Raw genomic sequence first — 26979 nt, 5'->3', positions numbered from 1 at the left:
CGACAGCAATTGGTGGAGCATAAAATGCTTGCCGGAGTGGTGAGTATGCCCTCTAATATTTTTGCCACGACGGGTACTAATGTATCAATTGTATTTTTTGACAAAGCCAATGACGATAAAGTTGTTCTAATTGATGCTAGTGGCTTGGGAACGATGGTTAAAGAAGGTAAAGCTCAAAAAACGGTACTATCACGAGAAGAGGAGCAGAAAATTATAAGCACGTTTGTGAACAAAGATGTAGTTGATGATTTTTCTGTGGTGGTAGATTATGAGAAATTAAAAACTAAAAATTATTCTCTAAATGCGGGACAATATTTTGAAGTACAAATTGAATATAGTGATATAACTGCTCAGGATTTCCAAGCAAAAATTCAGGCTTATGAAAGCAACCTAGCTTCATTATTTTCTAAAAGTAAAGAAATAGAAGATGAGATTGGAAAAAATTTGCAAGCGTTAAAATATGAATAAATTAAATTTAGTAAAATTAAATACCCTTTGTAAAAAAATTACAGATGGATCACACTATAGTCCAGTTGGAGTAGGAGAGGGCATTCCAATGCTCTCAGTAAAGAATATGAGAGAAAATGGGTTTGATTATTCGGACTCCAAATATGTATCTTTTAATGACTATTTAAAATTAGTTAAAGGTGATTGTAAACCGTTAATTAATGATGTGTTAATTGCAAAAGATGGAAGTTATCTTAAACATGTTTTTGTTATTGACAAAGAAATAAATCAGGCAGTTTTATCCTCTATTGGAATTTTGAGACCGGATCTGGACAAGGTTCATCCCCATTATTTGAAGTATTATCTTCAAACTAAATCTGTCAAAAGAACTGTATCTAAAAAATATGTTTCAGGTAGTGCATTACCAAGAATAATTTTAAAAAACTTTGGAGAAATCGATGTGATAGATAGAAGTTTGTCTGACCAAAAAAAAATATCAAAAGTCCTTTCAGATTTAGATGCCAAAATAGAACTGAATAATAAAATAAATATTGATTTAAATGAAATTGCCAAACTCATTTACGATTATTGGTTTGTGCAGTTTGATTTTCCTATGTCTTCAAACTATGCCAAAACTATCGGCCAACCCCAGTTAGCGGGCAAACCTTATAAAGCCTCTGGAGGTGCAATGTTTTATAGTGAACAATTAAAAAGGAGGATTCCTAAGGGTTGGGATGATGGTGTTCTTAGTAATATTGCTAAAATAACGATGGGCCAATCTCCAGCAGGAAGTTCATACAATGAAGAGGGGATGGGTGAGGTCTTCTTTCAAGGATCTACCGATTTTGGGGATAGATATCCAAGTATAAGGAAATATACAATACTTCCTTCAAGAATGGCTAAGGAAAATGATATTTTGCTATCAGTTAGAGCTCCAGTAGGAACTTTAAATCAAGCACTGATAGGGTGTTGTATTGGCAGGGGTTTAGCTGCATTACGTGAAAAAACAGGATCTAATACTTATCTCTGGCAGCAAATGAGTTATTTCAAACAGATTTTTGAATCAAGAAATAATTCCGGAACTACCTTTGGCTCAATCACTAAAGACGATTTGTTTAGTTTAAAAGTTATTATTCCTCCCCAGGAAATAATTAACGAGTATAAGAAAATTTCAGACCCCTTATATTTAAAATTAAAGATAAATTCTCAGCAAAACCAAGATCTCGCAGAACTCCGGGATTGGTTGTTGCCTATGTTAATGAATGGGCAGGTAACAGTCAAAGAATCTAACAATAAAATAAATGAACAGATAGATATGGCTGCGGAGGAAGAAACAGCCTATCAAAGGAATTCAGAATTTGTAGATTCACTTTTTGAGCACGTCAATCTTTATAAGGAGATAGCGGCAATTCAATTAATTGAAGAAGAAACAATCGGTATTACTCATGGTAAAACTGGTATTCAGAAGACGACAAGTAATCTTCAGCAAATATTTAAAGAAAAACGTTTTAAGAACGTGAAATTTGAAGAAAGACCTTGGGGAATGTTTTCAGAAACTATCGCTGAAAACATTGAGGCAAATCCATTCCTTTTTAAACTTGAATTAGAATCTGGAAAGAAGGTTTACAGGGTGAAACCTGAGACTAAAAAAGAATTACAAAATTGGATCAAATTAGAAGAGAATCAACAATATAACAAGTCATTAACCCAACTCCTTTCTATTTACCAGGAACCTTTTATAAAAAACGATATTTATAAAATCGAGCTTTTAAATACTGTTTATCGCTGTATGAGCAAATTACACACCGATAACCTTGACGCTATTAGAACAGCAATGCAGAACTGGCCTATGATAGAAAAAAAATATAAAAACAAGGCGGAAAAGTTTAGTGAAAGTGTAACCGCGAAAATGATTGATTTTATAAAAGATAAACAGTTGATCTAGAAATGAAGAAGAAGTAGAGGAGTAAATTCTCCATTTTGAAATAAAATAGCTGATTATTTATGAACCGAGAATCACAGAATATAGAATGGAAAGAATCCTGGCGAGAGGAATATTTTAAATGGGTTTGTGGTTTTGCCAATGCCCAAGGTGGCATCTTATTTATCGGAAAAAAGGATGATGGACAGGTAAAACATTTATCCAACGCTAGAAAATTACTGGAAGATATTCCTAACCAAGCACGAGATATATTAGGGTTGATGCTGGATGTAAATCTTCATACAGAAGGGAATAACGAGTATCTGGAAATCGTAGTAGAACCATATCCTTTTCCTATAAGTTTAAGAGGTAAATATTATTACCGTTCCGGAAGCACTTTACAGGAATTAAAGGGTGCCGCTCTAACCAAATTTTTATTGGAGCGCCAAGGTAAAAAATGGGATGGGGTGCAAGTTCCAAATATAGAAGTTAGAGATCTTAAAGATGGGACTTTTACGTTTTTTAAATCTAAAGCGGCAAAAAGCAATAGGTTAGAGCCAGAAGATTTACAGGAAAGCAATCAGGAGTTATTAGAGAGTCTGCATCTCTATCTTGAAGAGGAGAAAATGTTGAAACGTGGGGCAATACTTCTGTTTCATCCAAACCCTGAAAAATATGTCACAGGGGCTTATATTAAGATTGGCTTTTTTGAATCTGATGATGATTTAAAGTTTCAGGATGAAGTAAAAGGGAACCTTATAGAACAAGCGGAAGAGGCATTGGACTTGTTGAGAACCAAGTATGATACAGCCACTATTTCATATAAAGAAGGGAGTAGGGAAGAAAAATTCACTTTCCCGCAGGATGCAATTCGCGAAGCATTATTGAATGCTATTGCACATAAAGATTATAGTAGTGGTATCCCTATTCAAATAAGTGTTTATCGTGATAAAATCATATTCTGGAATGAAGGGCAGTTACCAGAAAATTGGACTGTAGATAGATTAATACGAAAACATCCTTCCAAACCTTTTAATCCTGATATAGCAAATGCATTATTTAGAGCTGGTTATATTGAATCCTGGGGGCGGGGGACTATTAAAATAATTAACGCTTGCAAAGAACATAAAATTGCGCCTCCGATTTTTTCCAATGATCCTCCCGATTTTCAAGTAGAACTTTTTAAATATTCTGATGAAGGCCTTAAAGAGATGGGTGTCAAAAAAGAACTTAGGCAAATAGTTCTTCATATTCAAGCAAATGAAACTATTACAAATTCACAAGTTCAAAATATTTGTAATGTTAGCAAAGCTACTGCAACCAGATATTTAAATGATTTGGAAAATAATTTTATTGAAAAAGTAGGAACCACAGGAGTAGGTACTGTTTATGTTTTAAAAGGGCTCAATGTGGGCTCATAACGAAATACCTAAAGGGCTTGATAAGGGCTTAATTAAAATATACACACTAGAACAAACTAGAACAGAATAAGACAGAGTTGAACAGATTAAAACAGACTAGAACAGACCTAGAACAGATTAAGAACAAACTAGAATAGATTAAAATTACCTTATTATTCAATCTAATGAAGGGCTCAATGTTTATAATAAGAGTATGGACAAGGGCTCATAAAGGGCTCATTAATTAGAATTAAAGAGTAGAAAAAATAGAATATGGCATTCAATCCACAATCCGAGTACATAATAACCTCTAAAGAAATCAGTATTAAAGATTTCTATGATTATAAAGAAGATTTTGTAACTCGTCCACCTTACCAGCGCAAGGTGGTATGGAATCGCAAAAAGAAACAGGCTTTAATGGATAGTTTATTCCGCCGATATTATATCCCTAAATTGGTAATTAGGGAGGTGCGATTAGGCGAAAATACTACTGTTTTTGAAATTGTTGATGGACAGCAACGTATTACCACTGTTCAGGATTTCTTTGCTAACAACTATAAATTACCGAAAAGTTTAGAAGATCTAAGTGATGACTTGGCAGGAAAATACTACAAAGACCTTGATACTGATGTACGGAAGTTTATAGATAAATCTCTTAAATATGAGGCTGATGTAATTAAAAATATTGATGAGCCTCAAAACGTAGAACATCAGATAATTGCTACGGAAATCTTCTGGAGACTCCAGCAAGGTGAGACTCTCAATTACATGGAGGTAGCTCACGCCCAGTTATCTAGCTTAAGCCGGAACTTTATAGTAAAATATGCTGATGACTTGACTTTTGATTATGAAAATTATGAGCCAATTGATTCTAATCCTGATAAAATGGATTTTTTCAGCTTATTAAATGTAGATAATGGAAGAATGAAGCATCTCCAATTTATGGCTAGGTTTATTCTAATTGAAAAAAATGGAGGATATGCCGATTTAAGCGATAAAAAAATTACCGAATTTATTGAGGAAGAAAAAATATCAAAAGGGATTGGTGATTATAGTTACGAAAATGAACATGTTGCAAAGGAGGTAATTAGAAATTTAAAAGCATTCTATTCCATTTTTATGGATGACCCAATGCTGGATCATAAAAACGGCATTAAAGAACTCTCAGTAGAATACTTTATTATTTCGGTATATATGCTCATCAGGCATCTTAGAATGTATTATGTTTTAAACGAACCTACACAGGAAGTGGTGAGAGATTTTATTTATGATTTTCATACTCGCTGGAAAACCTATGAAGATTCTGAAGACAATGATATGCTCACATTTAGTAATCGTAGACAGCAGGGGGAGCACGATTTAGAAGTTAGAGACAGGATAATGCGACAACTCTTTTTTGAATATGTAAAGGAGATTGATTTTGAATTATTAGAAAAGGACAGCAAAAGAGCTTTTTCAGAACTTGACCGGATTCTAATTTATAGAAAAGGAAAGGGACTATGTCAGCAATGCTTGAGAGATGGTAAGCCAGAGAAAGAAGCAAAAGTTAGTTGGTCACAGTACCAAGCAGATCACGTAATCCCGCACGCGAAAGGGGGTAAAACTACTTTGGATAATGGAGACCTCCTTTGCTCATATCATAACCAATCAAAAGGAGACAAATTTTTTCATAAAAATGTGGAATGAGTAAAGATTTAGATAAGATTCGTATTGACGCGGATAAAATCTTCAGAGCTTATAAAGAAGATCAGGAAATTAATAATGAAAATTATTTGATCAATTACCATTCTTTAATTACGGAGAACATCAGGTCTAATAATAAAAAAATCACCCAAAATTCATTGGGGATGATAACCGTTGTAACTATTTATTTTTTAGTCCTTTTAGAAGGTTCTGAGGTGTTGAATTTAGAATCCTTTTTTGGGATTAAGGATTCCAGTGTTATTTCGAATTTTTTGTAGTTAATTTTTTCATTTCTATATCTTCAGAATATAACCTTGTGGAATAACAATATTAACCTTATCCCATTGTTTGAAACTGTAAGTAGGAGAATGTTTAGCTTAGGTGCTACTACAGATACAATAAATATTATAAAACCTTTTTCGTTACTTCATCATATTCTTAATTACCAATATGAAAATGAAAAGGTGAGCGGACTTCTAAAAATCCCAGCGGGTATTGCTTTCTTAACTATTTTATTCTCACCTATTATTTTAAATATATTTTTTCTGATTCAAATTTATCTTATTAATGGTATAAAGATGATACCTGTAATATGTTTTTTAATAGTATTTATACTCACCATTACTACTATTGTTCAGGCATTGAACTCCCATAAAAGTTATTAATTTGTCAATCTAAAAAATCTAAATTAACTTTTTAGGAAGAGCAGAATATTTCCTTGAGACAATTTTCAAAGCTACGCCTGGCGAATATTAAAAGTAATGAGTGCAAAGATTTCATCATAGGTCTTAAATTAGAAGTTCAACGGCGTCATCCAGTACGGAACTATCAAGCTCCTTTAAATAAGCTTGGGTAACGGCCATATTTTGATGTCCCAAAGATTCGCTGATGATATCAGTTGCTACGCCTTTTTGCTTCATACAATTCGCGAAACTGTGCCTGGCTACGTAACTACTTAGTGTTTTATTAATCCCACAGATTTCAGCAATTTCCTTCAATTGAAGATTATATCTTTGAAGTACTTTATGTTTTCTGTTTGCAACCTGGGAGGGGGTAAGGTTATCGTGTAAGAGAATGGGAAAGACATACTTCGTATCTCGTTTCTGTTCTTTATAGAAGTTCAGGATGTCTTGAACTGGAGAAACAATTTTAATAATGAAGGTGCCTTTGGTTTTGGACCTGGTATAATATATCTTGTCTTCATCAATTTGTTTCCACTCCAGTTTCATCATGTCGGCAAAGTTCATCCCTCGGGTATAAAAGCTAAAGACAAAGAAATTACGGCTGTTGGTCAACCAGGGATGTTGCTCCAGGTCAAGTGAGACTATTTTCTTCACTTGCTCCATACTCAATGCTTTTTTCAATCCTTTCCCTTTCAATTTCGAAATCTTATAGATTTTAAATGGATAATATTCCTCTTTAACCATGTTTCGTTCAATGGCAAAATTATAGAGAGCTCTCAAGGCACGCATAGGAACTCCTATACCGCCATCGGTACCGCCTCTTGCCCGCATATGAACTTCATATTTGTTTAGAAAAGTTGGGGTAATGTTTTTAAATGTCAGGTTTTTTGTTCTATTAAATTTTAAAATCGATTTATAGGCCTCGCGGTTTATCCTGGCATTTCCCATTCTTCCTGCCTGGGTCATTTCTTCTATAATCTCATTCCAGAACGTAAAAACGTTATTTTGTACCGGATTTGTGACCACTCGATAATTCTTCTCAAAATCATCCAAAGTAAAGTCGTCGCTTTCAATCTTTAATTCCCCAAGAATTTCTAACGCTCGATCCTGGAATTTAATTAAAAGCCTATTGTTCTGAAGGTAATTATTATTTCGTTTATTAAACTTTCCTGTAGTGGAATTCCACTCTTCTTCTGTAGCGTTAAAAAGAGTTTTGAAATATTTTGTTTTTCTGTCTTTCGTAACCCTAAGGCACACCGGAAATTCCCCGTTAGAGAGCCTTTTTTTCCGTAAAACTATCCTGACGTTTATCATATTATTCCTAAAAACGGGTACAACATAGGTACAACAAATTGCCCCTTAAAGGTAAAATATATGAAAATTGCTACCTAATAAAAAATCATAAATTACTGACAATCAATATATAAGAATATAAATGCAACTTAAAGAAAATCAATTTCAACTTCTCATAATCAGGTGGTCCCTGGTTCGAGCCCAGGTGGGACCACTTTTAATGCCTGAAAAGCCCTATAAACATTGCGTTTGTGGGGCTTTTTTTATTTTAGGGGCGGAATGAGGGGTGGAATAAAGTTAAAACAATACATATAAAGATGATCGGAATGAATATTACCCATAAAAGAATATATTTGAGTTGTATATAATCTATTTTAGTTTATCATTATGAGTGAATTATTCATTTGTTCTACACGATATCTTAGAATTAAAGAAAAAAATTTTGATATTGATTTTGGATTTTCAAAATTCTCCGATAAAGACACTTTTCTAAAAAAAGTTTTTGAAAGTAAAAATTCTGTCTACCACTTTGGAATAAATCATTTACCACCACTAGAAAACACTCCGTACTTTTATAACGCTATTGATGAAAATGAAACGCCTGAGGTTAGAATTAGAAATTCTGAAAAATTCTTGGAATATTTTCAGACGATAATATCTAATCTTTGGTTTATAAAGGATTGTAGTTGTAACACCAGAGAATATCTTGATATTTCGAATAAGACGAATAATTTTTTTAATCGTTCAAGAACAATCTTTTTTAGTAATTCAGAAGGCCTGTACAAAGATGGAATATTTACTATTCAGGAGATTTTACAATCAATCGAGATAACAGAAAAAATAATTGAGTTACAGAATAATGATTTACCTGATGAAACTATTTCTAATAAACCAAATCAAAACCTCGGAAATATAACACCTGGGGATATTAATTATTTATTATATCATAGTACTAATCGCATACAAAGGGCTATTATGTTCTTAACAGTAGCCAGATCAAATTCCTTTTTACCTCTTAAAATCTCATTTTACATTGGCATTTTAGAAACCTTATTTACAACTGATAATTCAGAAGTTACCCATAAAGTATCTGAAAGAGTTTCCTTTTACTTAAAAGATGATTTTGAAAAACTTAAAACGTTTAAAACAATAAAAGAGTGTTATGCAATAAGATCAAAATTTGTCCATGGTCAAAAATTACATAAGAAATATTCGAACGATAAACTCAAGCAGACTTCTTCCCAGCTTGATAATATTGTACGAGTACTTCTTAAAAAAGTAATTGAGGAAGATTCTGAAGTTTTTTCGGAAAAATCGGATTTAGATATATTTTTTAATAAGCTTATTTTTACATGATTGATCCTTTTTTTATTTATTCAAGAATTTGTTTTATTCATCCAATCTTCTATATAAGGGCAAAGTATTTCTATTCAAGTCAATCATTTTGATTTTTAGAAATGGATGTTCCATATGATCTTTTACTTCAAACTCTTTTAGAACAGCATTTAAACGCTTAAATTGATCTGTAACTCTGTAGTAGTATAAAAAGTCTGTGTAGAGTTCGGAAACACGCTTAGAACAATTCCAAACCTGATTTAAACTTTGCATCATTCTTTGTTACGTATTTCGTTACATAAGATGCTATTGACCGAATATTACTTGAATTTAATTGCTTCACATCAAAAGCTGAAGAGGTTTAAAATCTTCTTTCTGGGTTTTTATTCCATTTTAATCTGAAGTTCTAGCCATAGTTCCACCACATTTCAACTTTCGAATATTTATTGTTAATATGAAAATGGACGTTTTCAATTAAAAGCATCTTTTTTCTTGCGTGCAATTAATAAATTTTTTGTCTTTCACTTTGACTTTAATAAATTTTTGATGTAATAGAAAGATTTTTATTAAAAACTTTCATTTTGTTTTACTTATGAGTAAGTTTAAAAAAAATACTTTTGAAAAAAGTGGATACTTTTTTAGTAAAATCTTTAAAAAGGGGAGATGTTAGTGCCCTGGAAAAGATATATAAGAACTATTATTCCAAAATATTTTCTTATGCGAAAAGGTTCGGCTTACAAACCCTGGAGCCGGATGATTTTGTCCAACAAACTTTTCTATTAGTATGGGAGAAAAAAGATCAGTTGGAGGAGGAAGTATTACTTGACAAACAACTTTTTGTTATTTGTAAAAATCTAATTATAAACCATCTAAAGCGTGAGGCGCGGGATTTATCTCATTTTGAGTGCGAGAGCGTGGAAGAGGAAAAGGATGTCCCAGGGGACAATAATAATCGGGCGAGATTATTTTCTATTATTCAGAGGCTGCCCAAAAAGAGAAAAGAAATATTTTTACTTCACAAAATTGAAAACCTAACCTATTCAGAGATAGCGGAATATCTCTCCATTTCTAAAAGAACGATAGCCAACCATATCTATCAGGCACAACAGCAAATTCAAAAAGAAATAAAAAAATCACAATTTTAACATTTAACTATAGGAACTTTCTTTTTCTCAATTGTTATAGTAGTAGATACCTTTAACATATTAAGTGAAGAACGGCGAATATAATAATGAGGATAAATTCTCAAGAGCTTGGGATACTCCTGTTGAACCCTTAGCCCGGGAACATATTGATGATTCATGGAAAAGGTTTCATTCTGTATTGAAAAGCAGGGAGAAACGATCTTCTCCTAATTATTTTAGAGCTGGATTGGCTGCAGCAGCTGTAGTTCTGCTTTTTACCAGCTATTTATTCATAGAGTTTTCTAATTCACAAATAAGGGTTCAAAACTTTTCACAGGTTGATAAGGAAGTGAATTTACCCGATGGCACTCTGGTAATGCTAAAACAGGGTTCTGAACTTCATTATGAGAAGAATTTTAAAAACTCCCGAAATGTAGACCTAAAAGGAGAGGCTTTCTTTGATGTAAAAGAAGACTCGCTAGCGCAATTCAGGGTTACGACAGAGCATATAACAACAATAGCTCTCGGGACTTCTTTTTTAATAACCGAGAGTCCAAATAAGGTTCAAACTACGGTATCCTTATTTACAGGAAGACTTCTTATTACCGCAAAAGATCTTCGAGGAAAATGGTCGCTCATCGAAGGGGAGAGTCTTGTTTATGAAAACGGAAAAGTTGTGGTGGGCAAACTTGATTCTGAAATCTCCTTTAAGCCCGGGAAGTCCTTTGTAGACCTCGATTATATTCCTATGGGCAAACTCTCTAATTTTCTTGAAAAGCAATATGGGTACCGTTTTGCAAGAAATGTTTATGAACCGGATTTGAGGGTAACAATGCGAATAAACAAGGAAGATTCCCTGGAACAAATACTAAATCTATTGTCTGTAATAACACACAAAAATTATGAAATAAACAAAGAAACGAAGGAAATAAAAGTCATAACGAATTAAAAAAAGGGTCTCCACCGTCAAATAGATGACCCTTTAATTATTAAACAAAAGTATTGCCGACACAGGTGTGTCGTCGGCTTTCTGTATTTCAAATTTAACAATTAAGTATGAACAAATTACTCTTAACACTGTTTTTTTCCATCCCCTTGTTGATAAATCCTCAACAAATCACTTTTACAGTAAAAAATCCAACACTTCAGGTAATTGTAAAGGAAGTGGAATCACAAACCGATTTTAAATTTGCCTATGGGAGTGAGATCAAACTTACCACCCCATTATTAGGCACATTTAGATTTGAAAGAAGAGATATAGATGAAGTTTTAAATGAAATTTCAAGAAGAACTCCATATGAATTAAAGCTGATTGGTAATAATATAGCTATAGCATTAGATTCTCCTGTTAAAGTTAAGCAATCTGGGAAACACCTGTCCGCTGCTCAATTCAGTGTAGAGGGAGTTGTGACAGATTCTAACGGAATGCCTCTCCCGGGGGTCACTGTTCAGGAAGAAGGGACCAATAATGGGGTTGTAACTGATTTTGACGGAAACTTCATTATTGAAGTAAACTCCACAGAATCTATTTTGGTATTTTCTTATATAGGAATGAAAGTAGCACGAAGGACGGTAGGTGATAGCCGTATGTTCACGATTCAACTGGAAGAAGATTCTGAAGCTTTGGAAGAGGTAGTTGTAGTTGGCTATGGAACCCAATTGAGGCGTGAAGTAACTGGATCTGTTAGTCAGGTAGGTGGGGAGGATATGGAAAATATGCCTATTCGAAGTGCAGCCGAAGCTTTGCAAGGTCAATCCGCAGGAGTGACAGTTACCTCCACGGGAGGAAGCCCTGGAACACCTCCCGCAGTTCGAATCAGAGGAGTTGGAACCGTGAATAATAACGACCCTCTTTATGTGGTTGATGGGTTGCCTCAATCTGATATTGGCTGGCTGAATCCAAATGATATAGCTTCCATGGATATATTAAAGGATGCATCTTCTACCTCCATTTATGGAGCAAGGGCAGCCAATGGAGTGATTATGATAACTACTAAAGGTTCTTCAGAAGGAGTGGAAAGCAACCTGATAACCTTTGATAGTTATACAGGATTCCAAAATCCCATAAAAACCTATGATATGATGAACGCTGCCCAGTTTATGGAATACAAGAACCTGGCCAACGTGAATGCTGGTTTAGATCCGTTTTTTTCCCAGGATCAACAGGCTGCGGTTCTTCAGTTTTTAAGAACGAACACCGGATCTGAAGAAGGAACTAACTGGTGGAAGGAAATTGAAAATGAAAATGCAATGGTTCAAAACTACAACCTTTCTTTCTCCGGGGGTGCAAAGAATTTAAGGTACAGGAGCAGCTTGAGTTATATGGATCAGGAGGGGATCATTAAAGGCTCGGATTATGAACGCTTATCGTGGAGAACGAATTTCAACCACAAACCAAAGGACTGGTTAAATATATCAGGAAATATCTCGATTGTTAACGAAGAGCGAGGAAATGTATTAGAGAATAGTCCCGGTTTCAATACTGCTTTCATCGCTTTTGTAGCTGATCCAATTTCTCCCGTCTACAGGACAAATTTGACGGATATTCCCGAGTTTATGAATGACTCTTTTTTTCTTGACAGAATAGATCCAAACAACCCCTGGTCCTTATACAGTCCTGTGTTGTTTTCCAATAAACACAATCCAGTGGCACAAACTGCTATTTACAATGAGAACAAATGGGAAGGAATTGGTATAAAAGGAGGGGGAGCCATAGATATTCAATTTGCTGAGTGGTTAAAATGGCGTACAAATATTGGTATTGATTTATCGAGAGGAGCTTCGGATTCGTTTACTCCTGAATATTTTCTTGATGGAGATCAATTCAGCTCAAATGCCGTCGTAGGGAAAAGTATAAGTAAAAACAATTATTACCAGATAGAAAATACATTATCCTTTGATAAGCAATTCGGTATTCATAAAATTTCTGCGCTAGTAGGAACATCAGCAGAGGAATGGCAGGGAGAATCTACTGGAGCATCGCGTGAGGGATTTGTTTCCAATGATCCCAGTCAACGAATAATTAGTGGAGGTAGTATTAATCCACAAGCTTCAGGTACAAAATGGGGCAGCACTCTTCATTCCTATTTTAGTAGGTTGTTCTACTCCTATGATGAACGCTATATGTTGACTGCTAATTTTAGGTATGACGGTTCTTCCAATTTTGGGCCTGACAATAAATGGGGTGCTTTCCCTTCCTTGTCTGTAGGATGGAATTTTTCAGAAGAATCTTTTATGCAAGATGCCTCCTGGCTAAGCTTTGGAAAGTTAAGAGCCAGTTGGGGAGAAATAGGTAATCAAAATATAAGCAGAGGGGCTTACCTGAGTACCTATTCTGGTAATATGGGGTACTTTCTCTTTGGAAGCTCTTATGTGCCACAACTTATGGGAGGAGTTAATTATATAGGTAACCAGGATATCCGTTGGGAAGAAACAAAACAAGTTGATATAGGGCTGGATTTATCTTTTTTCAGGAATCGTTTAAGTGTGGTATTGGATTATTACCAAAAAAACACAGAAGGAATGTTACTAAGTGTTCCCATTCCGTCGTATTTAGGTTATCCCAATAGCCCCTGGTCCAATGCTGGGGAAATTCGCAACAGAGGTTTTGAATCAGAAATAACCTATCGGGATTAGCTCGGGGATTTCAGTTATTCTATTTCAGCTAATGCATCCACGGTTTCCAATAAAGTTATAAGTCTAGGGCAGGGAGAGCCCATAAGCGGTGGTAACTGGACTAAGCAGTTATACTACCACTATGACAGAAGAAGGTATGCCCATTGGATATTTCTATGGATTCAAAACAGCTGGGATTTTCCAGTCTCAGGCAGAAGTAGATTCCTATGTACAAAATGATGCGAGACCCGGAGATCTACGTTTTGTAGACACAAATAATGACGGGATTATCAATGATGAAGACAGGACGTATATTGGGGACCCTTTTCCTGACCTCACCTATGGATTAAGATTAGGAGGGGAATATAAAAACTTTGATCTGCAAATCCTGATGCAGGGAACTTTGGGGAACGAAATTGTTAATATTTCAAAAATAGATATGAGGTCTGGAGTGGGTTGGTATAATGCCCCAAAAGACTTGATGGATCAAGCATGGTCACCTACAAACCCAAGCAATTCTCAGTTCCAGATAAATGCGAATAACCAAAACAATATGCAAATTTCTGATTGGTTAGTGGAAGATGGCTCTTATTTACGAGTAAAGAATATTCAGCTGGGTTACACGCTGCCAGCCTCCTTAATAGGACAGGCAGACATTCAGAAAATCCGCATTTACGCTGGAGGTTATAATTTGTTGACTCTAACAGGTTATTCCGGGCTGGATCCTGAAATAGGAAGTGGCTCTCCACTTAGTATGGGAGTTGATCAAGGGTATTATCCTCAAGCTTCTTCTGTGATGTTAGGAATCAATGCCTCCTTTTAAACAAAAAATAAACGAATTAAATATACTATTATGAACAAATATTCACTAGTGATATTGACCTTCATTACTATGATAGTGATATCATCGTGTTCTAAGGATTTTCTTGAGAGGGATCCCAATGGAGTATTAACTGAAGATCAGTACGTAATAAGCCCTGATGCAGCCTTGAAACTGGTTACCAGCTCTTATCAGCCTATGCTGGATGGTTGGGGATATACGGTAAACAAAATTGCTGTAGGAGAAGAAGTGGTGGACAATGCCAATGGAGGTGGTTCTGATCCTGGAGACAGACCACAAACCTTTGAAGTGGGAACAGGAAGGCCATTGCCATCCAATGCGTTACTTTTCGAAACCTGGAATAATAGATATCGGGGAATAGGAAAATGCAATGTAGCCCTGGATGCCTTTGAACGCAATGGAGAAAGGTTTGTAGAGAATGGTCTATCGGAAGAAGAACTGGCTCGCTTTATTTCAGAAGTGAAGTTCCTAAGGGCGTGGTATTATTTTGATCTGATTACTGTTTTTAAGGAAGTTCCTTTAGTTCTTACGGTGGAATCTCCTGATACCCGTAAAGAAAAAGCAACTATTCAGCAACTTAGGGACCAGCTTTACAAGGACCTGGATGATGCTATTAATGAACAGGCATTTCCCCGACTCCAGGCAATCCCGGTGGCTACTGAAAAAGGAAGAGCAACTAAAGATGCGGCATACGGTCTAAAGGCCCGGGCAGCTCTGTTTTTTGCCGGAATAATGGAACAGGGACGGATGGAAGGTGATGCTATGGCAGAATATTCAATCGCCGTTAATGCTTCACAAGAAATCATTGAAAACGGAAATCTAAATTTACTGCCTGATTTTCAGGATTTGTATCGTGGTGATTATACTGTTGGCCCATTTTCAACAGAAGTAATTTTTGGGGTTTTGCGAAATTATGATCCTGCTTTTGGCCTTGGAGGTGACGCTGCCGCTATTATGAATGTGGGGCGTAATAATGTAGGAGGATATGGTGGTAATACTCCTACCAAAGATTTGGCAGCAGCTTATAATCCTGCAGATCCACGAAAAATGTTTACCATAATAAGCCATAACGATATTTTCCCTACCTCCTCAGGAGGCGAGGAAGTGCATAATTATAGAGGCTATTATAACGAATTTTCCCTGCAGCATAGTCGTAAGGCTTTTGTTCCCCAGCAATACCGTCAACAGAACAATTTACTGATGAGTAACTGGCAACCTTATTGGATGAGATATTCGGAAATCTTACTGATTTATGCCGAATCTTTGTTCAAAACAGGAGGGAGTACCGCAGAAGTATTGGAAAGTGTAAACCAGGTGAGAAGAAGAGCTTTTGTAACTACTTCCAAAACGGATGAAGCAGCCATTTATAGATTGTTTGAAGAAGGCTTATTAGATATTGATGACGCTACCTTTGAAGCAAATTATGCTATTAAAGCCTCAGATGATATATATGAAGCGATAAAAAAAGAGCGTAGACTAGAATTGGCTCTTGAGGGATTGAGGTTATATGACCTCATTAGATGGGGAGATTACGCTTCCACGATGAAGGCCTACTATGAAGAATACGGTTTTGCAGATCAAGGGGTAAACGCTGGTGAAAACAGCTGGCCTTTTCCAATTCCCCAGATAGAAATAGATAGATCTAACGGCGCTTTAGTTCAACATCCGAATTATTGATAAAATTTAAAATTTTGAAGAATACAACAAATTACAATCGCAGGAATTTTATAAAAACAACCGCTATCGCTGGCGCCGGATTAAGTTTTATGCCTTTAGGCTCCACTTCGTTTCCAGAAGGTTTTTTATCACCTTCTGGAAAAAGGATTGGAATTATTGGTCTTGACACTTCCCATAGTCAGGTCTTTACTGAAGCGATCAATAATGGAGGCCTGGAAATGGCAGGCTATAAAGTAGTTGCTGCCTATCCCCATGGAAGCAAGGATATACCTTCCGCTCTTGAGATGAAGCCGAAAATCATAGAAGCTGTTAAAGCAAACGGAGTAGAAATAGTTGCCTCTATTGAAGAACTTCTTACCAGGGTGGATGTTGTGCTGCTGGAAAGTAACGATGGAAGAACCCACTATGAACAGGCATTACTTAGTGCTGCGTGCGGGAAAAAGAATGTTCATAGATAAACCCGTTGCTGCCACTCTTAAAGATGCCAAACGTATTTATACAGCGGCCAATAAATTTAAGACCCCAATCTTCACTAGCTCTGCGCTTCGTTTCGATGCAAACGTCCAAAAGGTAGTTCAAGGTTCAATTGGTAAAGTAATGGGTGCAGATGTATATACCCCCGGAGCACTGGAAAGAGGTCACCTTGATCTTGCATGGTATGCCATACACGGGGTAGAAATGCTTTTTACTGTGATGGGGAAGGGGTGTACTTCGGTTTCCAGAATCCATCAACAAGGAACAGATGTTATAACCGGAGTTTGGGAAGATGGAAGAATAGGAACGGTACGAGCCATACGAGAAGGGGCAAGCAATATTGCAGGAACGGCTTTTGGTGAAAAAGGGATCGCTCCTTTAGGGCCCTTTAGTACCTATGACCCATTAATAAAACAAATAATTTCCTTCTTTGAAACAGGGGAGCCTCCTGTTTCAGAAGCGGAAACTATAGAGATATTTTCCTTTATAAAAGCCGCTGATGTAAGTAAAGAAAAAGATGGGTTGGCAATTAATTTAAACACTGTGGGATGATTAAATTTAAAAGTTGCGCAGTACTATTTTTGATGTGTTGCGTATTACTGGTTTCTTGTTCTAAATCCCGCTCCACTACTAAAGTTCTTTATTATTCGGAGAGTAATGGAAACTTGACCCAGGAGCTGGAAAGATTAGCTGATTCTAGAAAATGGGAGGTGGTTACAACCAGCAATGAGCAGTACTTCAATGATGATTCCCTCTCCCGGATAAGCGCCGTTATTCTACCAAATTCTTCTATCAATCAATTGGGTCATCGATCCATACCAGCTTTAAAACGCTATATGGAAGCCGGGGGAAGTGGGATCATCACCCTGCCAGATACGCTACTGCAGAAAAAAGGATGGCCGTGGCTTCAAACTCTAACTGAGCAAAAGGAAGGTGCCGAGTTGTCAATAGATCAGGGAAGGCTACTTAAACTGGAAAAGAATTATAGTGCAGAAGATATAGAAAAAGGACTGGTGTATGTAATAGGAGGAAATAAGCAGGCCGATTACTCCAGGGCTACGACTTTGAATGTCCCGGACAGCACCCGGTATACACGCACAGTATTGGCCCAGGGGCTGGATGAACCATTGCAAATGGCCTTGTTACCTGGTAATGATGTCCTGTTCATAGAACGTAAGGGAGGTGTTAAGATGTTTGAAAGTAAGACCGGGGATCTAAAGACCATTGCAAATCTGGATGTTTTTACCGGAATTGAAGATGGATTACTTGGAGTTGCTGCCGATCCTAATTTTGCGGAAAATCACTGGCTGTATGTGTACTATTCTGTAGCAAAGGGAAAGCAGGTAAACCGACTGTCACGATTTGAACTACTTGATGATCAACTTGATCAGTCATCGGAAAAGATATTACTGGAAATCCCCACCCAAAGAATTTATTGCTGTCATTCGGCTGGCTATCTGGCTTTTGATTCACAAGGGAACCTGTATCTTTCTACAGGAGACAACACCAATGCCGAAGATCCTTTGGTGGAAGGCTACCCTCCTGTTGATGAGCGTCCCGGCCACGAACTGGCAGATGATCAAGCTACGGCAGCCAGTACAGATAACCTGAAGGGGAAAATACTACGTATTACCCCGGAAGATGATGGAACTTATTCCATTCCTGATGGAAATCTATTCCCAAAAGATGGTTCTAAAGGTCGGCCCGAAATTTATATCATGGGATTGCGTAATCCTTTCCGTTTTACTGTGGATGAGAAGAACAACAATTTATACTGGGGCGATGTAGGTCCTGATACCAAAGTAAAAAGTGACTATGGAGAGCCTATGAGTTTTGACGAAATTAATCAGGCACGAGGTCCTGGATTTTACGGCTGGCCGTATTTTCTTGGAAACAATCAGGCTTTTCCCCATTATGATTATGAGACAAAGTTAGAAGGACCCAAAAAAGATCCCGCTAATCCAATAAATGATTCTCCTAATAACACGGGAGAACGGATATTGCCCCCTGCCCAGGGTGCTATGATATGGTATGGAAAAGGGAATTCAAAAGAATTTCCTTTGGTGGGAAATGGCGGAGCTAGTGCCATGGCTTAGTCCCGTTTTTTACAACGATCTGTACCCTGATGCACCGTATAAGCTTTCGGAGTATTATAATGGTAAACTTATTATATATGAATGGATTAGAGGATGGGTAATGGCCGTTACTTTTGATGAAAACGGCAACTATCTTCGTATGGAACCTTTTTTGGACCACATGCAATTTGATTCCCCGGTAGATATTCAAATTGGCCAGGATGGGGCCATCTACGTACTGGAATATGGCACTAACTGGTTTTCAAAAAATTCAAATGCCAAACTGGTTCGAATAGAATATAAGGAAGGGAACAGAAATCCTGTAGCAGAGATTTCTCTTGATAAACAATATGGAGCTACTCCTTTGACGGTTCAGCTATCTGCTGAAAAATCACTTGATCCCGATGGGAATGACAAATTACAATACAACTGGAGTTTAGAAGGCATGCAGTTGGAAGGAGAAACCGTAGAGTACACTTTTACGAAACCTGGTGTGCATAAGATAGAACTTGTAGTGACTGACAATAAGGGAGGAAAGGGAACTACCAGCGAACAAGTATTTGTTGGTAATACTCCCCCGGAAGTTAAAATTCATACAGCCGCAAATCGAAGCTTCTATTGGGATAATTCAGTGCTGGATTACAGCATTGAAGTGAGGGATAAAGAAGACCTGGAAATTAATAAGGAGCAGGTTGCTCTTTCCTTCGGATATCTTCCAAGGGGTAAAGATATTGCTGTCATTTTGAGTAATGGGGGTGATATTTCCAACTTTAGGTATGCTAAAGGGCAGCAGATGGTAGCAACGATGGATTGTAAAGCCTGCCACTCGTTGAAGGATAACTCTGTAGGTCCTTCGTATGTTGCTATTTCTCAACGTTATGCAGGTCAAAAGGATGTAATTAACCAATTATCAACCAAAATTATTGAGGGAGGAAGTGGAAACTGGGGCGCCCATTTTATGTCCCCGCATCCAGAACTGTCCACCCAGGATGCCCGGGAGATGGTCAACTACATTCTTAGCCTTACTGGCAATGAGGAAGCAGGTAAATTGCCATTAAAGGACACCATAATCCTGAAGGAACACATAGGGCAGGGGATCGAGGGAAGTTACTTGCTTAACGCCGGGTATACAGATAATGGTGCCAATGGAATTGAGCCACTAGTGAGCAACACCTTCTTAACCTTAAAAAATCCATATGTGCAGGCAGAAGATTTTGATAAGGGTTCTGTGAGTATTGGCACGAGCACCACCAATGAATTCTATGCTTATATAAGAGCAGTAAATGGCGGTTATATACAGTTCAATCAAATTGACCTGAACCATGTGGAAAAACTGAAGTTTAGGGTGTTGCCCAAAACTGAAGGAAGGGTTGAAATTCGTTTAGATAGTGTAGATGGCACCGTGATAGGTTCGGTTGCTATTCCTGCTAAGGCTGATGGTGGTTCCTCCTGGAAAGAATTCACTGCAAGCCTGGAAGAGGTTAACACAAGACATACCTTGTACTTTGTATTTACAAGTGCAGAAGGAAAGGAGCAGCATTTATTCGATATTGATTGGATATATTTTTCCGAAAACTAATAGGATAGAAAGAAACTATTCCAATATGGATCAGAGGCGAATACAAGCTTTTGATTTGAGAGAAGTCATTTTATGAAGAAATCAATTAGAATACGTCTGTCTGTACTTATGCTGCTGGAATATTTCATCTGGGGAGCATGGTATGTTACTATGGGTACCTACCTTTTAACATCTCTGGATGTTGATGCGGTTCAGGTAGGAGCGGCTTATGCCAATCTCTCAATTGCGGCGATCATCTCCCCAATTTTCGTAGGACTTATTGCCGACAGGTTTTTCTCTGCGCAAAAGGTACTGGGGATTTTGCATCTATTGGGTGCAGGTACACTTTACTTTATTAGCACAGTGCAACATTTTGAGGGCTTCTGGTGGTTAATTTTATTGTATACTCTACTTTATATGCCTACTATGTCCCTCGCAAATTCCATTTCCTTTTCACAGATGGAAGATCCGGGAAAAGAATTTCCCAAGGTGCGTGTATTGGGAACGGTAGGCTGGATTGCTGCTGGTCTATTGATAGGTTTTATGGATATTGAATCTTCCTATTTGACTTTTAGAATTGCTGCTGCCTGTTCGCTTTTATTGGGTGTTTTTAGTTTTTTCTTGCCCAGCACTCCTCCTAAGAAGCAGAGCGCAAGCCTGTCTTCTATAGTTGGATTGGACGCACTTGTCTTATTCAAGGATCGATCTTTCCTTGTTTTTTTTATTAGTTCCATTATAATCTGTATACCTCTGGCGTTTTATTACAGCTTTGCTAATCCTTTTTTAAATGATATTGGGATGGATAACGCCGCAGGTAAAATGACCTTGGGCCAGGCATCAGAGTTTCTTTTTATGTTGTTAATGCCTTTTGCCTTCAGTAAACTCGGCATTAAAAAGGTAATGCTCGCTGGAATGCTCGCGATGGGTTGTCAGGTATTTATTTTTTGCTTTTGGAGATGTGGGCTCAGGAATTTGGATGTTGTATATGGGAATTGTGCTGCATGGAATATGTTATGATTTCTTCTTTGTCTCGGGTCAAATCTATATTGATAAAAAATCCAATGGTTCCATTAGGAATTCAGCACAGGGGTTAATCACTTTCGCAACCTATGGAGTCGGAATGTTAATAGGATCATTTGTGGCAGGATTCGTCACTGAAACTTTTGTATCCCGTAGTAATGAGGAACTAAATTATATCTGGCAGTCAATATGGTTGATCCCTGGAGCTATTGCATTACTGGTTGCCATTTTGTTCCTGTTCTTTTTTAAGGAAAAATTATTACAATCGCCTCCTGCTCCGCCAGAAACAAAAAAGTCATTATTACAGAAGGAGCCTGTACTTAAAGACAAGTTTTAATTAAAGTGGAAACACTGCAAAAAGAATTTTTCAAATTAATAAAATATAATTCAATGACCGATAAAATAAATACTTTACGTGTTCTCGTGGTTGGGTGTGGAAACATGGGAGCTTCTCATGCTGCTGCTTATCATGACTTAGAAGGCTTTGAAATTTGTGGTCTTGTATCAAAAGGCACAAAGCCATGGATATATGTGGAATGTTCATAAAAACCTGATGAAAAGTCTAAGTCCTATAGTAGATTGTGGAGTTCATTATATTGATGTGATGTGCCAGATGACACGATCTAAGCCTGTACAGGTGAGCGCTATTGGAGCAAGGCTTTCTGACGAGATACCTGAAGGTAACTATAACTATGGGCAACTCCAGATTCGTTTCGAGGATGGTTCAGTAGGATGGTATGAGGCGGGTTGGGGCCCCATGATTAGTGAAACGGCATTTTTTGTAAAAGATGTTATAGGACCTAAAGGATCCTTATCCATTGTAGCAAAGGAAGCGGGTGGAAAGGGTAAATCTGATTCTATTGAAGCTCATACCAAAACCGAATCTTTGAGATTCCATAAAGCAGCACTGGATAGAGAGGATAATTTTGTGGAAGAGGATACGTGGATAGATTTAAAGGACGAGCCTAACCACCAGGAACTTTGTAACAGGGAACAGCAGTATTTTTTAAATGCCATTAAGTTGGATTGGGATCTTTCTCTTCATGCGGAGGATGCTGTCAATAGTCTACGCATTGCATTTGCGTGCGATGAATCTGTACGTACAGGGCAAATTGTGAAATTAAATTAATCTTTTTGCACAAATCCACTATAGTACTTTTATATTCCCCCTCGAGGAGTTTAGTTTAACACGGAAGCTAAGAACGTAGGTAGGCAATTCCTAGAAAGAAAGATCAGAGATGACTTCAAAATTTATCGGGCGAAACAATTTTAAAGCTCGTAAGTCTTACAAAAAGAGAGGCTGATAAGGAAAAGGTTAAATCTTTAATTATTGAAAATTTGTCAAAGCTTTTACGTTAAAAGAGCTTGCGCATTTATTAGGTAAGCAAGAAGATTAGGTAAGTAGAACTTATATTACATCACTTATTAAAGAAGGCCCGCTAAGTTATAATATCGAGAAATGGTTAATCATCCCAAATAGGCGTCCAACAATGTGGAAAAATGAAAATCCTTAATTTCAGATCCTGTTTTATTCTAATATTGAATTAAAACATCTAGTTGCATCAACTTCTTTATTCTTACTCACCCTCAAAAGGTTCATAAGACATCCAGTCTACCTCCAGTTCGTAAGGCTGTAGCGGTTTTTCAGTAGATTGAGGATTTGTTTCTACAGGCCAGTTATTGGTATGCCAAAAATTCATTCGGTAACGGGAGCGATGTTGGGGTATTCCCATTGTAGATCCCTGATAATCCCATAAAATTATTTTTTCCCCACTCGTAGGATGAATCATCCACCAGCGAATACGGTCCTTATACCAGTCAAAGCCATAGGTGTAAAAATTAGCTGACGCATCAAAGTCCGGGATCGCCTCAATCGTTTCCGGCTGATTTTGCATTCCGGTAAATGGAAAATTTTCGCCGTCATGGCCCACTCTGTAAACTGTGTTTAATATAATTCCATTAGCCATATCGATGGTTCTGCCAATCCTTCTAAGTTCCCCGCTGTGAGTAAGTCCAAGTGCCTACATAGATAATAGTGGGATCTGCAATGAGCCATTCCATATCAATCTCACTAAGCCCCGGTATGCTATCTACGTGATAGGTGAAATAACCAACAACGGCACCAACATTAGGCTGAATATCTTTTACTTGAGGAACTTTCAGCCGGGCAGAATAATTACCAAAATGGGTAAAGTCCTTTGAGAGAATTTCAGGTCCACGCCCTGCCTAAGCACTATCTTGTGGGTCTATTTTAAAGGAGAGAATTTCAGTATTTGGTTCTGTGGGAGAATTCACGCCCATTCTATATTTAAATTCGGCTTTGGTTCCGGTAGAACCATACCTGAAATAATTAGACGTAGAATCTTCAAAATCTTCGACAAATGAACTGTGAAACTTGCCCGATTGGGAAATAGCAATTGTAGAAGTAAGAAGTAAAATTGCTGAGAAGATGTTTTTCATAATCAAAACTAAAGGGTGTAGAAACTAATCTACAAAAAAGAAGGCTCACAAAAATATCAAATCGAATAGACCACAAAGGGTAAGTTTCTGCTTTCTAGGATCAATGTACTCAATACTTTCTTCTTTTCCACATTTAACTTTTGGCTGCTTTACCGGAATTTGTGATTCTACTTAAGCTGAATAACAAATTTTATCAGTATTTTCAGGAAACAACTGACCTGGATTTGTATCATAGGCTTTATGTCTTTTAGCCTCTTTCGCCAAAAGGTATTTAAAACTGTTTTATTCGACCTGTCACTTGAGACTTTAAAAAGTATAAAATTCTTCAGTTTATGAAAGAAAAATTTACGATTTCAGTTAACGGTAGTAATCACGAGGTGGAGGTAGATCCCCAGACTCCTCTCCTGTATGTATTGCGAAATCACCTGAACCTTACTTAGCCCCAAATACGGCTGTGGCCTCTCCCAGTGTGGTGCGTGTATGGTGCTGTTCGACGGGGTGGCCAATCCATCCTGTCTTATTCCTATAGAACAGGCTTCAGAAATGAAAATCACTACCCTTGAAGGACTGGCCGACGAAAACGGAAATCTTCACAAGGTACAACAGGCTTTTATAGATGAACAGGCAGCTCAATGCGGCTATTGCCTCAATGGCCTGGTGATAGCTTCGGTAGCTTTGTTGGAAGAAAATCCGTCGCCAACAGATGCCGAAATTCAGGCAGGTTTGTATAGGAATGTTTGTAGATGCGGAGTTCATTCAAGAGTTATTAAAGCAGTAAAACGGGCATCTAATTCTTAGGATATGAAAACCGGACGGAGAGATTTTATAAAACAGATGGGATGTGTAAGCATCGGGTTTTCAATTCTGGGCCCACAAGCTTTAATGGGAGGGAGGGCTGAGGCAGATTGTGAAATGAATCCATTTTTAGAGGATAGTGTCAATGCCTGGTTACAGGTTTTGGAAGATGGCCGGGTAAGGGTGCTTACTGGTAAAATGGAACTGGGGCAGGGAATAAGAATTGCAGTTGCACAGGTGGCAGCAGAGGAATTAAATATGGATCCGCACCTGGTAGAAGTAAACCTAGCAGAAACCGGAGTCACAGCAAATGAAGGATATACCAGCTGGAGCCGCTCCATAGAATCCAGTGCAATGTCCATAAGAAAAGCGGCTGCAACTGCCCGGGAAATTCTTCTGGAAATGGCAGCAAAAAAATTAAATTCAGATGCATCCACGCTTAAGCTGGAGAATGGACTTGTAACGGATGGCAGCAGGAATTTAAATTTCTTCGAAATACTTGAAGGTCGGCAGCTTGAGGAAACTCTTCGGGAACCGAAGGAGTTTTATTGCAAGACCAAAAGGCGTGTTGTCGGCAAACCTATACCCCGAACAGATATTGCCGCCATGGTTAGGGGAGAGATGGAGTACGTTCAGGACCTGAAATTTCCCGATATGGTACACGCCCGAATTATAAGACCATCCTCGTATACCTCGACCTTATCCGCTTTGGATGAAACAGGTCTGGAGCAAATGCCGGGATTTTTAAAACTGGTAAAGATCGGCAGTTTTGTAGGAGTGATTGTCGAAGAAGAATATCAGGCGCTTAAAATTAGCTGGGAAGTGAATAACCGCGCCAAATGGAAAAGCGAAGAATTTTTACCGGATACTCCACTTAAGGATCATCTCAAAAACTTACCTGCAGATACTGAAACTGATGAAAATACAGGAAACTGGGAACAATCTGTAAAAGGAGCAGTGGTGCAGCATAAAGCTTCCTATTTTAAACCTTATCTAATGCACGGCGCCAATGGCCCTTCCTGTGCCGTAGCACATTATAACAACAATAAATTGGATGTCTATACCCACAGCCAGGGAGTCTACCCTTTAAGAGACACCCTGGCCAACCTTTTGGAAATGGAAGGGGAGTCTATCCATGTAAAAGGAGTTCCGGGATCCGGGTGTTACGGGCATAATGCTGCAGATGATGTTGCTGCTGAAGCTGCTTTACTGGCGGTCGAATTTCCCGGTCGGCATGTAAGGTTGCAATGGATGAGAGATGAGGAACATCGTTGGGAGCCTTACGGGACGGCGATGATCATGGGAGTGCAGGCGGGAGTAGATGCTTAAGCGGAAAAATTACAGGCTGGAAATATGATTTGTGGAGTGACGGACATAGCACGAGGCCCGGAGGTGATCCGTCTTCGCTTCTTCCAGCCAGATTCCTGGACCGGGGATATGGAGCACCTGGCGGAGGCTATAGAGGAGGGGCAATAAGGAACTCGAAGCCTTACTATGAAATTCCAAATATTAAAACCGATTCTCACATTTTCAAAGGCCCTTTAAGAATTTCTGCTTTAAGAGGGCTGGGAGCTTATGCCAATATTTTTGCAATAGAGTCTTTTATGGATGAGCTGGCGCATAAAGCAGGTGTAGATCCTATTTCTTTTAGATTGAACCACCTTCAGGATCCGAGGGCGAGGACCTGTGTAGAAAAAATTAAACAAAACACCTCGGGTGTGAAACCTGCATCCCGCGAAGGTCTGGGGTATGCTTTTGCACGGTATAAGAATTCTGCTTCCTATTTTGCTGTCGCAGCGCTGGTGGAAGTAGCAGACGATGACCTGGTAAAATTGATAAAGATGTGGGGTGTTATAGATGCGGGAGAAACTATAAATCCCGACGGATTAAAAAATCAAACAGAAGGAGGGATGATCCAGTCTGCCAGCTGGACTTTGCGCGAAGAGGTACAGTTTGATACGGAACATGTAAGCAGTAGAGACTGGCATACATACCCCATTTTCAGGTTTGAAGAAATTCCTGAAGTGGAGGTGGAAGTGATAGATATGGTTGAGGAACCTCCTTTGGGTGCAGGGGAGGCGGCCCAGGGCCCAACTGCGGCAGCCATTGCCAATGCAGTTTTTAATGCCACCGGAAGAAGAGTGAGGGATCTTCCTATTAATCCTGTAGAAAAGTATTTACGTTAAACCAATTGAACAGGTAATTGGTTAAAATACTGTTATTTCTCAATTTCTTAACGCAATACCTGCTTCATCTTTTAGAAATTGAACCTGAACCATAAAATTATATTTCAAATGGATAAGAACGAAATTAAAAATACAGCAAAGAAAGCAGCAGAAAAAGCAGCAGAATTATGGGTTGCCAAAAAAGGGCTTCAATGGACAGGAAGCATCCTCTCCGCAGGAATCGCTATTGGTGCCAGTTATTTGGTGTATAAATATATTAGAGATCATAAAGACGAGCTTAAGGAGAAATTTTCCTCCTAATTAATAATACTTAATTATGAGTAGAGTAAAGAATTTTTCTACTATTGTAAAATTTTCTTTACTAGTTTTTTTATGTTCAAAAGTATGACAAA

26 protein-coding genes are annotated in these 26979 nt (G+C 37.8%); 23 read left to right on the top strand and 3 right to left on the bottom strand.

Annotation, left to right across the window (positions count from 1 at the left end):
• Window positions 1-24 precede the first annotated feature (24 nt).
• The 5 genes from LZ575_RS22630 to LZ575_RS14460 all read left to right on the top strand — a co-directional run bounded on the left by LZ575_RS22630 (window position 25) and on the right by LZ575_RS14460 (window position 5729).
• Window positions 25-468 (top strand): N-6 DNA methylase, encoded by a 444-nt coding sequence (locus tag LZ575_RS22630; protein WP_255702620.1) that lies wholly within the window; start codon window positions 25-27, stop codon window positions 466-468.
• On the top strand, window positions 461-2392 hold the full coding sequence (locus LZ575_RS14475; protein WP_235325163.1) for a restriction endonuclease subunit S: 1932 nt from the start codon (window positions 461-463) through the stop codon (window positions 2390-2392). Before LZ575_RS22630 ends, LZ575_RS14475 begins: the two co-directional genes overlap by 8 nt.
• Before the next feature lie 59 nt (window positions 2393-2451).
• Complete coding sequence (locus tag LZ575_RS14470) at window positions 2452-3789, top strand: ATP-binding protein (protein ID WP_235325162.1); 1338 nt, start codon at window positions 2452-2454, stop codon at window positions 3787-3789.
• Between the two features lie 252 nt (window positions 3790-4041).
• Window positions 4042-5454 carry a DUF262 domain-containing protein gene (locus LZ575_RS14465; RefSeq protein ID WP_235325161.1) on the top strand — a complete coding sequence of 471 codons (1413 nt, stop codon included), beginning with the start codon at window positions 4042-4044 and terminating at the stop codon, window positions 5452-5454.
• On the top strand, window positions 5451-5729 hold the full coding sequence (locus tag LZ575_RS14460) for a hypothetical protein (protein WP_235325160.1): 279 nt from the start codon (window positions 5451-5453) through the stop codon (window positions 5727-5729). Before LZ575_RS14465 ends, LZ575_RS14460 begins: the two co-directional genes overlap by 4 nt.
• A 510-nt stretch (window positions 5730-6239) precedes the next feature.
• Here the strand turns inward: LZ575_RS14460 and LZ575_RS14455 are convergent.
• Complete coding sequence (locus LZ575_RS14455) at window positions 6240-7448, bottom strand: site-specific integrase (protein ID WP_235325159.1); 1209 nt, start codon at window positions 7446-7448, stop codon at window positions 6240-6242.
• A 366-nt stretch (window positions 7449-7814) separates the two neighbouring features.
• Here LZ575_RS14455 and LZ575_RS14450 point away from each other — a divergent pair, with 366 nt between their 5' ends.
• The 14 genes from LZ575_RS14450 to LZ575_RS14390 all read left to right on the top strand — a co-directional run bounded on the left by LZ575_RS14450 (window position 7815) and on the right by LZ575_RS14390 (window position 22275).
• Entirely contained in the window at window positions 7815-8783 is a 969-nt protein-coding gene (locus tag LZ575_RS14450) for a HEPN domain-containing protein (protein WP_235325158.1), read from the top strand.
• A gap of 605 nt (window positions 8784-9388) precedes the next feature.
• Window positions 9389-9907: an RNA polymerase sigma factor gene (locus tag LZ575_RS14445; RefSeq protein ID WP_235330742.1), complete on the top strand. Its 519-nt coding sequence runs from the start codon at window positions 9389-9391 to the stop codon at window positions 9905-9907.
• Window positions 9908-9971: 64 nt separating this feature from the next.
• Entirely contained in the window at window positions 9972-10835 is an 864-nt protein-coding gene (locus LZ575_RS14440; RefSeq protein ID WP_235325157.1) for a FecR family protein, read from the top strand.
• Between the two features lie 107 nt (window positions 10836-10942).
• Window positions 10943-13522: a SusC/RagA family TonB-linked outer membrane protein gene (locus tag LZ575_RS14435; RefSeq protein ID WP_235325156.1), complete on the top strand. Its 2580-nt coding sequence runs from the start codon at window positions 10943-10945 to the stop codon at window positions 13520-13522.
• A gap of 88 nt (window positions 13523-13610) precedes the next feature.
• Window positions 13611-14324: a hypothetical protein gene (locus tag LZ575_RS14430; protein WP_235325155.1), complete on the top strand. Its 714-nt coding sequence runs from the start codon at window positions 13611-13613 to the stop codon at window positions 14322-14324.
• Window positions 14325-14354: 30 nt separating this feature from the next.
• Entirely contained in the window at window positions 14355-16019 is a 1665-nt protein-coding gene (locus tag LZ575_RS14425; protein WP_235325154.1) for a RagB/SusD family nutrient uptake outer membrane protein, read from the top strand.
• Window positions 16020-16033: 14 nt separating this feature from the next.
• Window positions 16034-16477 carry a twin-arginine translocation signal domain-containing protein gene (locus LZ575_RS14420; RefSeq protein ID WP_235325153.1) on the top strand — a complete coding sequence of 148 codons (444 nt, stop codon included), beginning with the start codon at window positions 16034-16036 and terminating at the stop codon, window positions 16475-16477.
• A complete protein-coding gene (locus LZ575_RS14415; RefSeq protein ID WP_235325152.1) occupies window positions 16410-17045 on the top strand; it encodes a hypothetical protein in 636 nt (211 codons plus the stop codon). The genes LZ575_RS14420 and LZ575_RS14415 overlap by 68 nt, the downstream gene beginning before the upstream one ends.
• A 158-nt stretch (window positions 17046-17203) precedes the next feature.
• A complete protein-coding gene (locus LZ575_RS14410) occupies window positions 17204-18589 on the top strand; it encodes a PQQ-dependent sugar dehydrogenase (RefSeq protein WP_235325151.1) in 1386 nt (461 codons plus the stop codon).
• A complete protein-coding gene (locus tag LZ575_RS14405; protein ID WP_235325150.1) occupies window positions 18564-20147 on the top strand; it encodes a carbohydrate-binding protein in 1584 nt (527 codons plus the stop codon). The genes LZ575_RS14410 and LZ575_RS14405 overlap by 26 nt, the downstream gene beginning before the upstream one ends.
• A gap of 72 nt (window positions 20148-20219) precedes the next feature.
• Window positions 20220-21143 carry an MFS transporter gene (locus tag LZ575_RS14400; protein WP_311195812.1) on the top strand — a complete coding sequence of 308 codons (924 nt, stop codon included), beginning with the start codon at window positions 20220-20222 and terminating at the stop codon, window positions 21141-21143.
• Complete coding sequence (locus tag LZ575_RS23855; RefSeq protein WP_409187161.1) at window positions 21112-21483, top strand: MFS transporter; 372 nt, start codon at window positions 21112-21114, stop codon at window positions 21481-21483. The genes LZ575_RS14400 and LZ575_RS23855 overlap by 32 nt, the downstream gene beginning before the upstream one ends.
• A 5-nt stretch (window positions 21484-21488) precedes the next feature.
• Window positions 21489-21692 carry a Gfo/Idh/MocA family oxidoreductase gene (locus tag LZ575_RS14395; RefSeq protein ID WP_235325149.1) on the top strand — a complete coding sequence of 68 codons (204 nt, stop codon included), beginning with the start codon at window positions 21489-21491 and terminating at the stop codon, window positions 21690-21692.
• Window positions 21693-21699: 7 nt separating this feature from the next.
• Window positions 21700-22275: a Gfo/Idh/MocA family oxidoreductase gene (locus tag LZ575_RS14390; protein ID WP_235325148.1), complete on the top strand. Its 576-nt coding sequence runs from the start codon at window positions 21700-21702 to the stop codon at window positions 22273-22275.
• Between the two features lie 448 nt (window positions 22276-22723).
• Here the strand turns inward: LZ575_RS14390 and LZ575_RS14385 are convergent, their stop codons facing one another.
• Window positions 22724-23113, bottom strand: a complete 390-nt coding sequence (locus LZ575_RS14385) for a hypothetical protein (protein WP_235325147.1) — start codon at window positions 23111-23113, stop codon at window positions 22724-22726.
• Between the two features lie 259 nt (window positions 23114-23372).
• Window positions 23373-23606 carry a hypothetical protein gene (locus tag LZ575_RS14380; RefSeq protein WP_235325146.1) on the bottom strand — a complete coding sequence of 78 codons (234 nt, stop codon included), beginning with the start codon at window positions 23604-23606 and terminating at the stop codon, window positions 23373-23375.
• A 480-nt stretch (window positions 23607-24086) separates the two neighbouring features.
• Here LZ575_RS14380 and LZ575_RS14375 point away from each other — a divergent pair, with 480 nt between their 5' ends.
• From LZ575_RS14375 to LZ575_RS14360, 4 genes are all read left to right on the top strand, one after another.
• Window positions 24087-24404, top strand: coding sequence for a (2Fe-2S)-binding protein (locus LZ575_RS14375; RefSeq protein WP_235325145.1), 318 nt, complete (start codon window positions 24087-24089; stop codon window positions 24402-24404).
• A 3-nt stretch (window positions 24405-24407) separates the two neighbouring features.
• Window positions 24408-25730 carry a molybdopterin cofactor-binding domain-containing protein gene (locus LZ575_RS14370; protein WP_255702619.1) on the top strand — a complete coding sequence of 441 codons (1323 nt, stop codon included), beginning with the start codon at window positions 24408-24410 and terminating at the stop codon, window positions 25728-25730.
• Complete coding sequence (locus LZ575_RS22625; RefSeq protein ID WP_255702618.1) at window positions 25673-26587, top strand: molybdopterin cofactor-binding domain-containing protein; 915 nt, start codon at window positions 25673-25675, stop codon at window positions 26585-26587. The genes LZ575_RS14370 and LZ575_RS22625 overlap by 58 nt, the downstream gene beginning before the upstream one ends.
• Window positions 26588-26695: 108 nt before the next feature.
• Complete coding sequence (locus LZ575_RS14360) at window positions 26696-26887, top strand: hypothetical protein (RefSeq protein WP_235325144.1); 192 nt, start codon at window positions 26696-26698, stop codon at window positions 26885-26887.
• The last annotated feature ends 92 nt before the right edge of the window (window positions 26888-26979 follow it).

Origin of the sequence: Antarcticibacterium sp. 1MA-6-2, assembly GCF_021535135.1 — a bacterium.
Taxonomy (GTDB): domain Bacteria; phylum Bacteroidota; class Bacteroidia; order Flavobacteriales; family Flavobacteriaceae; genus Gillisia.
The sequence above is the reverse complement of the archived record's forward strand: the minus strand, read 5'-3'. Positions and strand labels throughout refer to the sequence as shown.

Bases quoted from the DNA above. Each gene is read 5' to 3' on its own strand.
- LZ575_RS22630 (WP_255702620.1), top strand. From the start codon at position 25: ATGCTTGCCGGAGTGGTGAGTATGCCCTCTAATATTTTTGCCACGACG.
- LZ575_RS14475 (WP_235325163.1), top strand. From the start codon at position 461: ATGAATAAATTAAATTTAGTAAAATTAAATACCCTTTGTAAAAAAATT.
- LZ575_RS14470 (WP_235325162.1), top strand. From the start codon at position 2,452: ATGAACCGAGAATCACAGAATATAGAATGGAAAGAATCCTGGCGAGAG.
- LZ575_RS14465 (WP_235325161.1), top strand. From the start codon at position 4,042: ATGGCATTCAATCCACAATCCGAGTACATAATAACCTCTAAAGAAATC.
- LZ575_RS14460 (WP_235325160.1), top strand. From the start codon at position 5,451: ATGAGTAAAGATTTAGATAAGATTCGTATTGACGCGGATAAAATCTTC.
- LZ575_RS14455 (WP_235325159.1), bottom strand. From the start codon at position 7,448: ATGATAAACGTCAGGATAGTTTTACGGAAAAAAAGGCTCTCTAACGGG.
- LZ575_RS14450 (WP_235325158.1), top strand. From the start codon at position 7,815: ATGAGTGAATTATTCATTTGTTCTACACGATATCTTAGAATTAAAGAA.
- LZ575_RS14435 (WP_235325156.1), top strand. From the start codon at position 10,943: ATGAACAAATTACTCTTAACACTGTTTTTTTCCATCCCCTTGTTGATA.
- LZ575_RS14425 (WP_235325154.1), top strand. From the start codon at position 14,355: ATGAACAAATATTCACTAGTGATATTGACCTTCATTACTATGATAGTG.
- LZ575_RS14415 (WP_235325152.1), top strand. From the start codon at position 16,410: ATGGAAGAACCCACTATGAACAGGCATTACTTAGTGCTGCGTGCGGGA.
- LZ575_RS14405 (WP_235325150.1), top strand. From the start codon at position 18,564: ATGGCGGAGCTAGTGCCATGGCTTAGTCCCGTTTTTTACAACGATCTG.
- LZ575_RS14400 (WP_311195812.1), top strand. From the start codon at position 20,220: ATGAAGAAATCAATTAGAATACGTCTGTCTGTACTTATGCTGCTGGAA.
- LZ575_RS23855 (WP_409187161.1), top strand. From the start codon at position 21,112: ATGGGAATTGTGCTGCATGGAATATGTTATGATTTCTTCTTTGTCTCG.
- LZ575_RS14390 (WP_235325148.1), top strand. From the start codon at position 21,700: ATGAAAAGTCTAAGTCCTATAGTAGATTGTGGAGTTCATTATATTGAT.
- LZ575_RS14385 (WP_235325147.1), bottom strand. From the start codon at position 23,113: ATGGCTAATGGAATTATATTAAACACAGTTTACAGAGTGGGCCATGAC.
- LZ575_RS14380 (WP_235325146.1), bottom strand. From the start codon at position 23,606: ATGAAAAACATCTTCTCAGCAATTTTACTTCTTACTTCTACAATTGCT.
- LZ575_RS14375 (WP_235325145.1), top strand. From the start codon at position 24,087: ATGGTGCTGTTCGACGGGGTGGCCAATCCATCCTGTCTTATTCCTATA.
- LZ575_RS14370 (WP_255702619.1), top strand. From the start codon at position 24,408: ATGAAAACCGGACGGAGAGATTTTATAAAACAGATGGGATGTGTAAGC.
- LZ575_RS14360 (WP_235325144.1), top strand. From the start codon at position 26,696: ATGGATAAGAACGAAATTAAAAATACAGCAAAGAAAGCAGCAGAAAAA.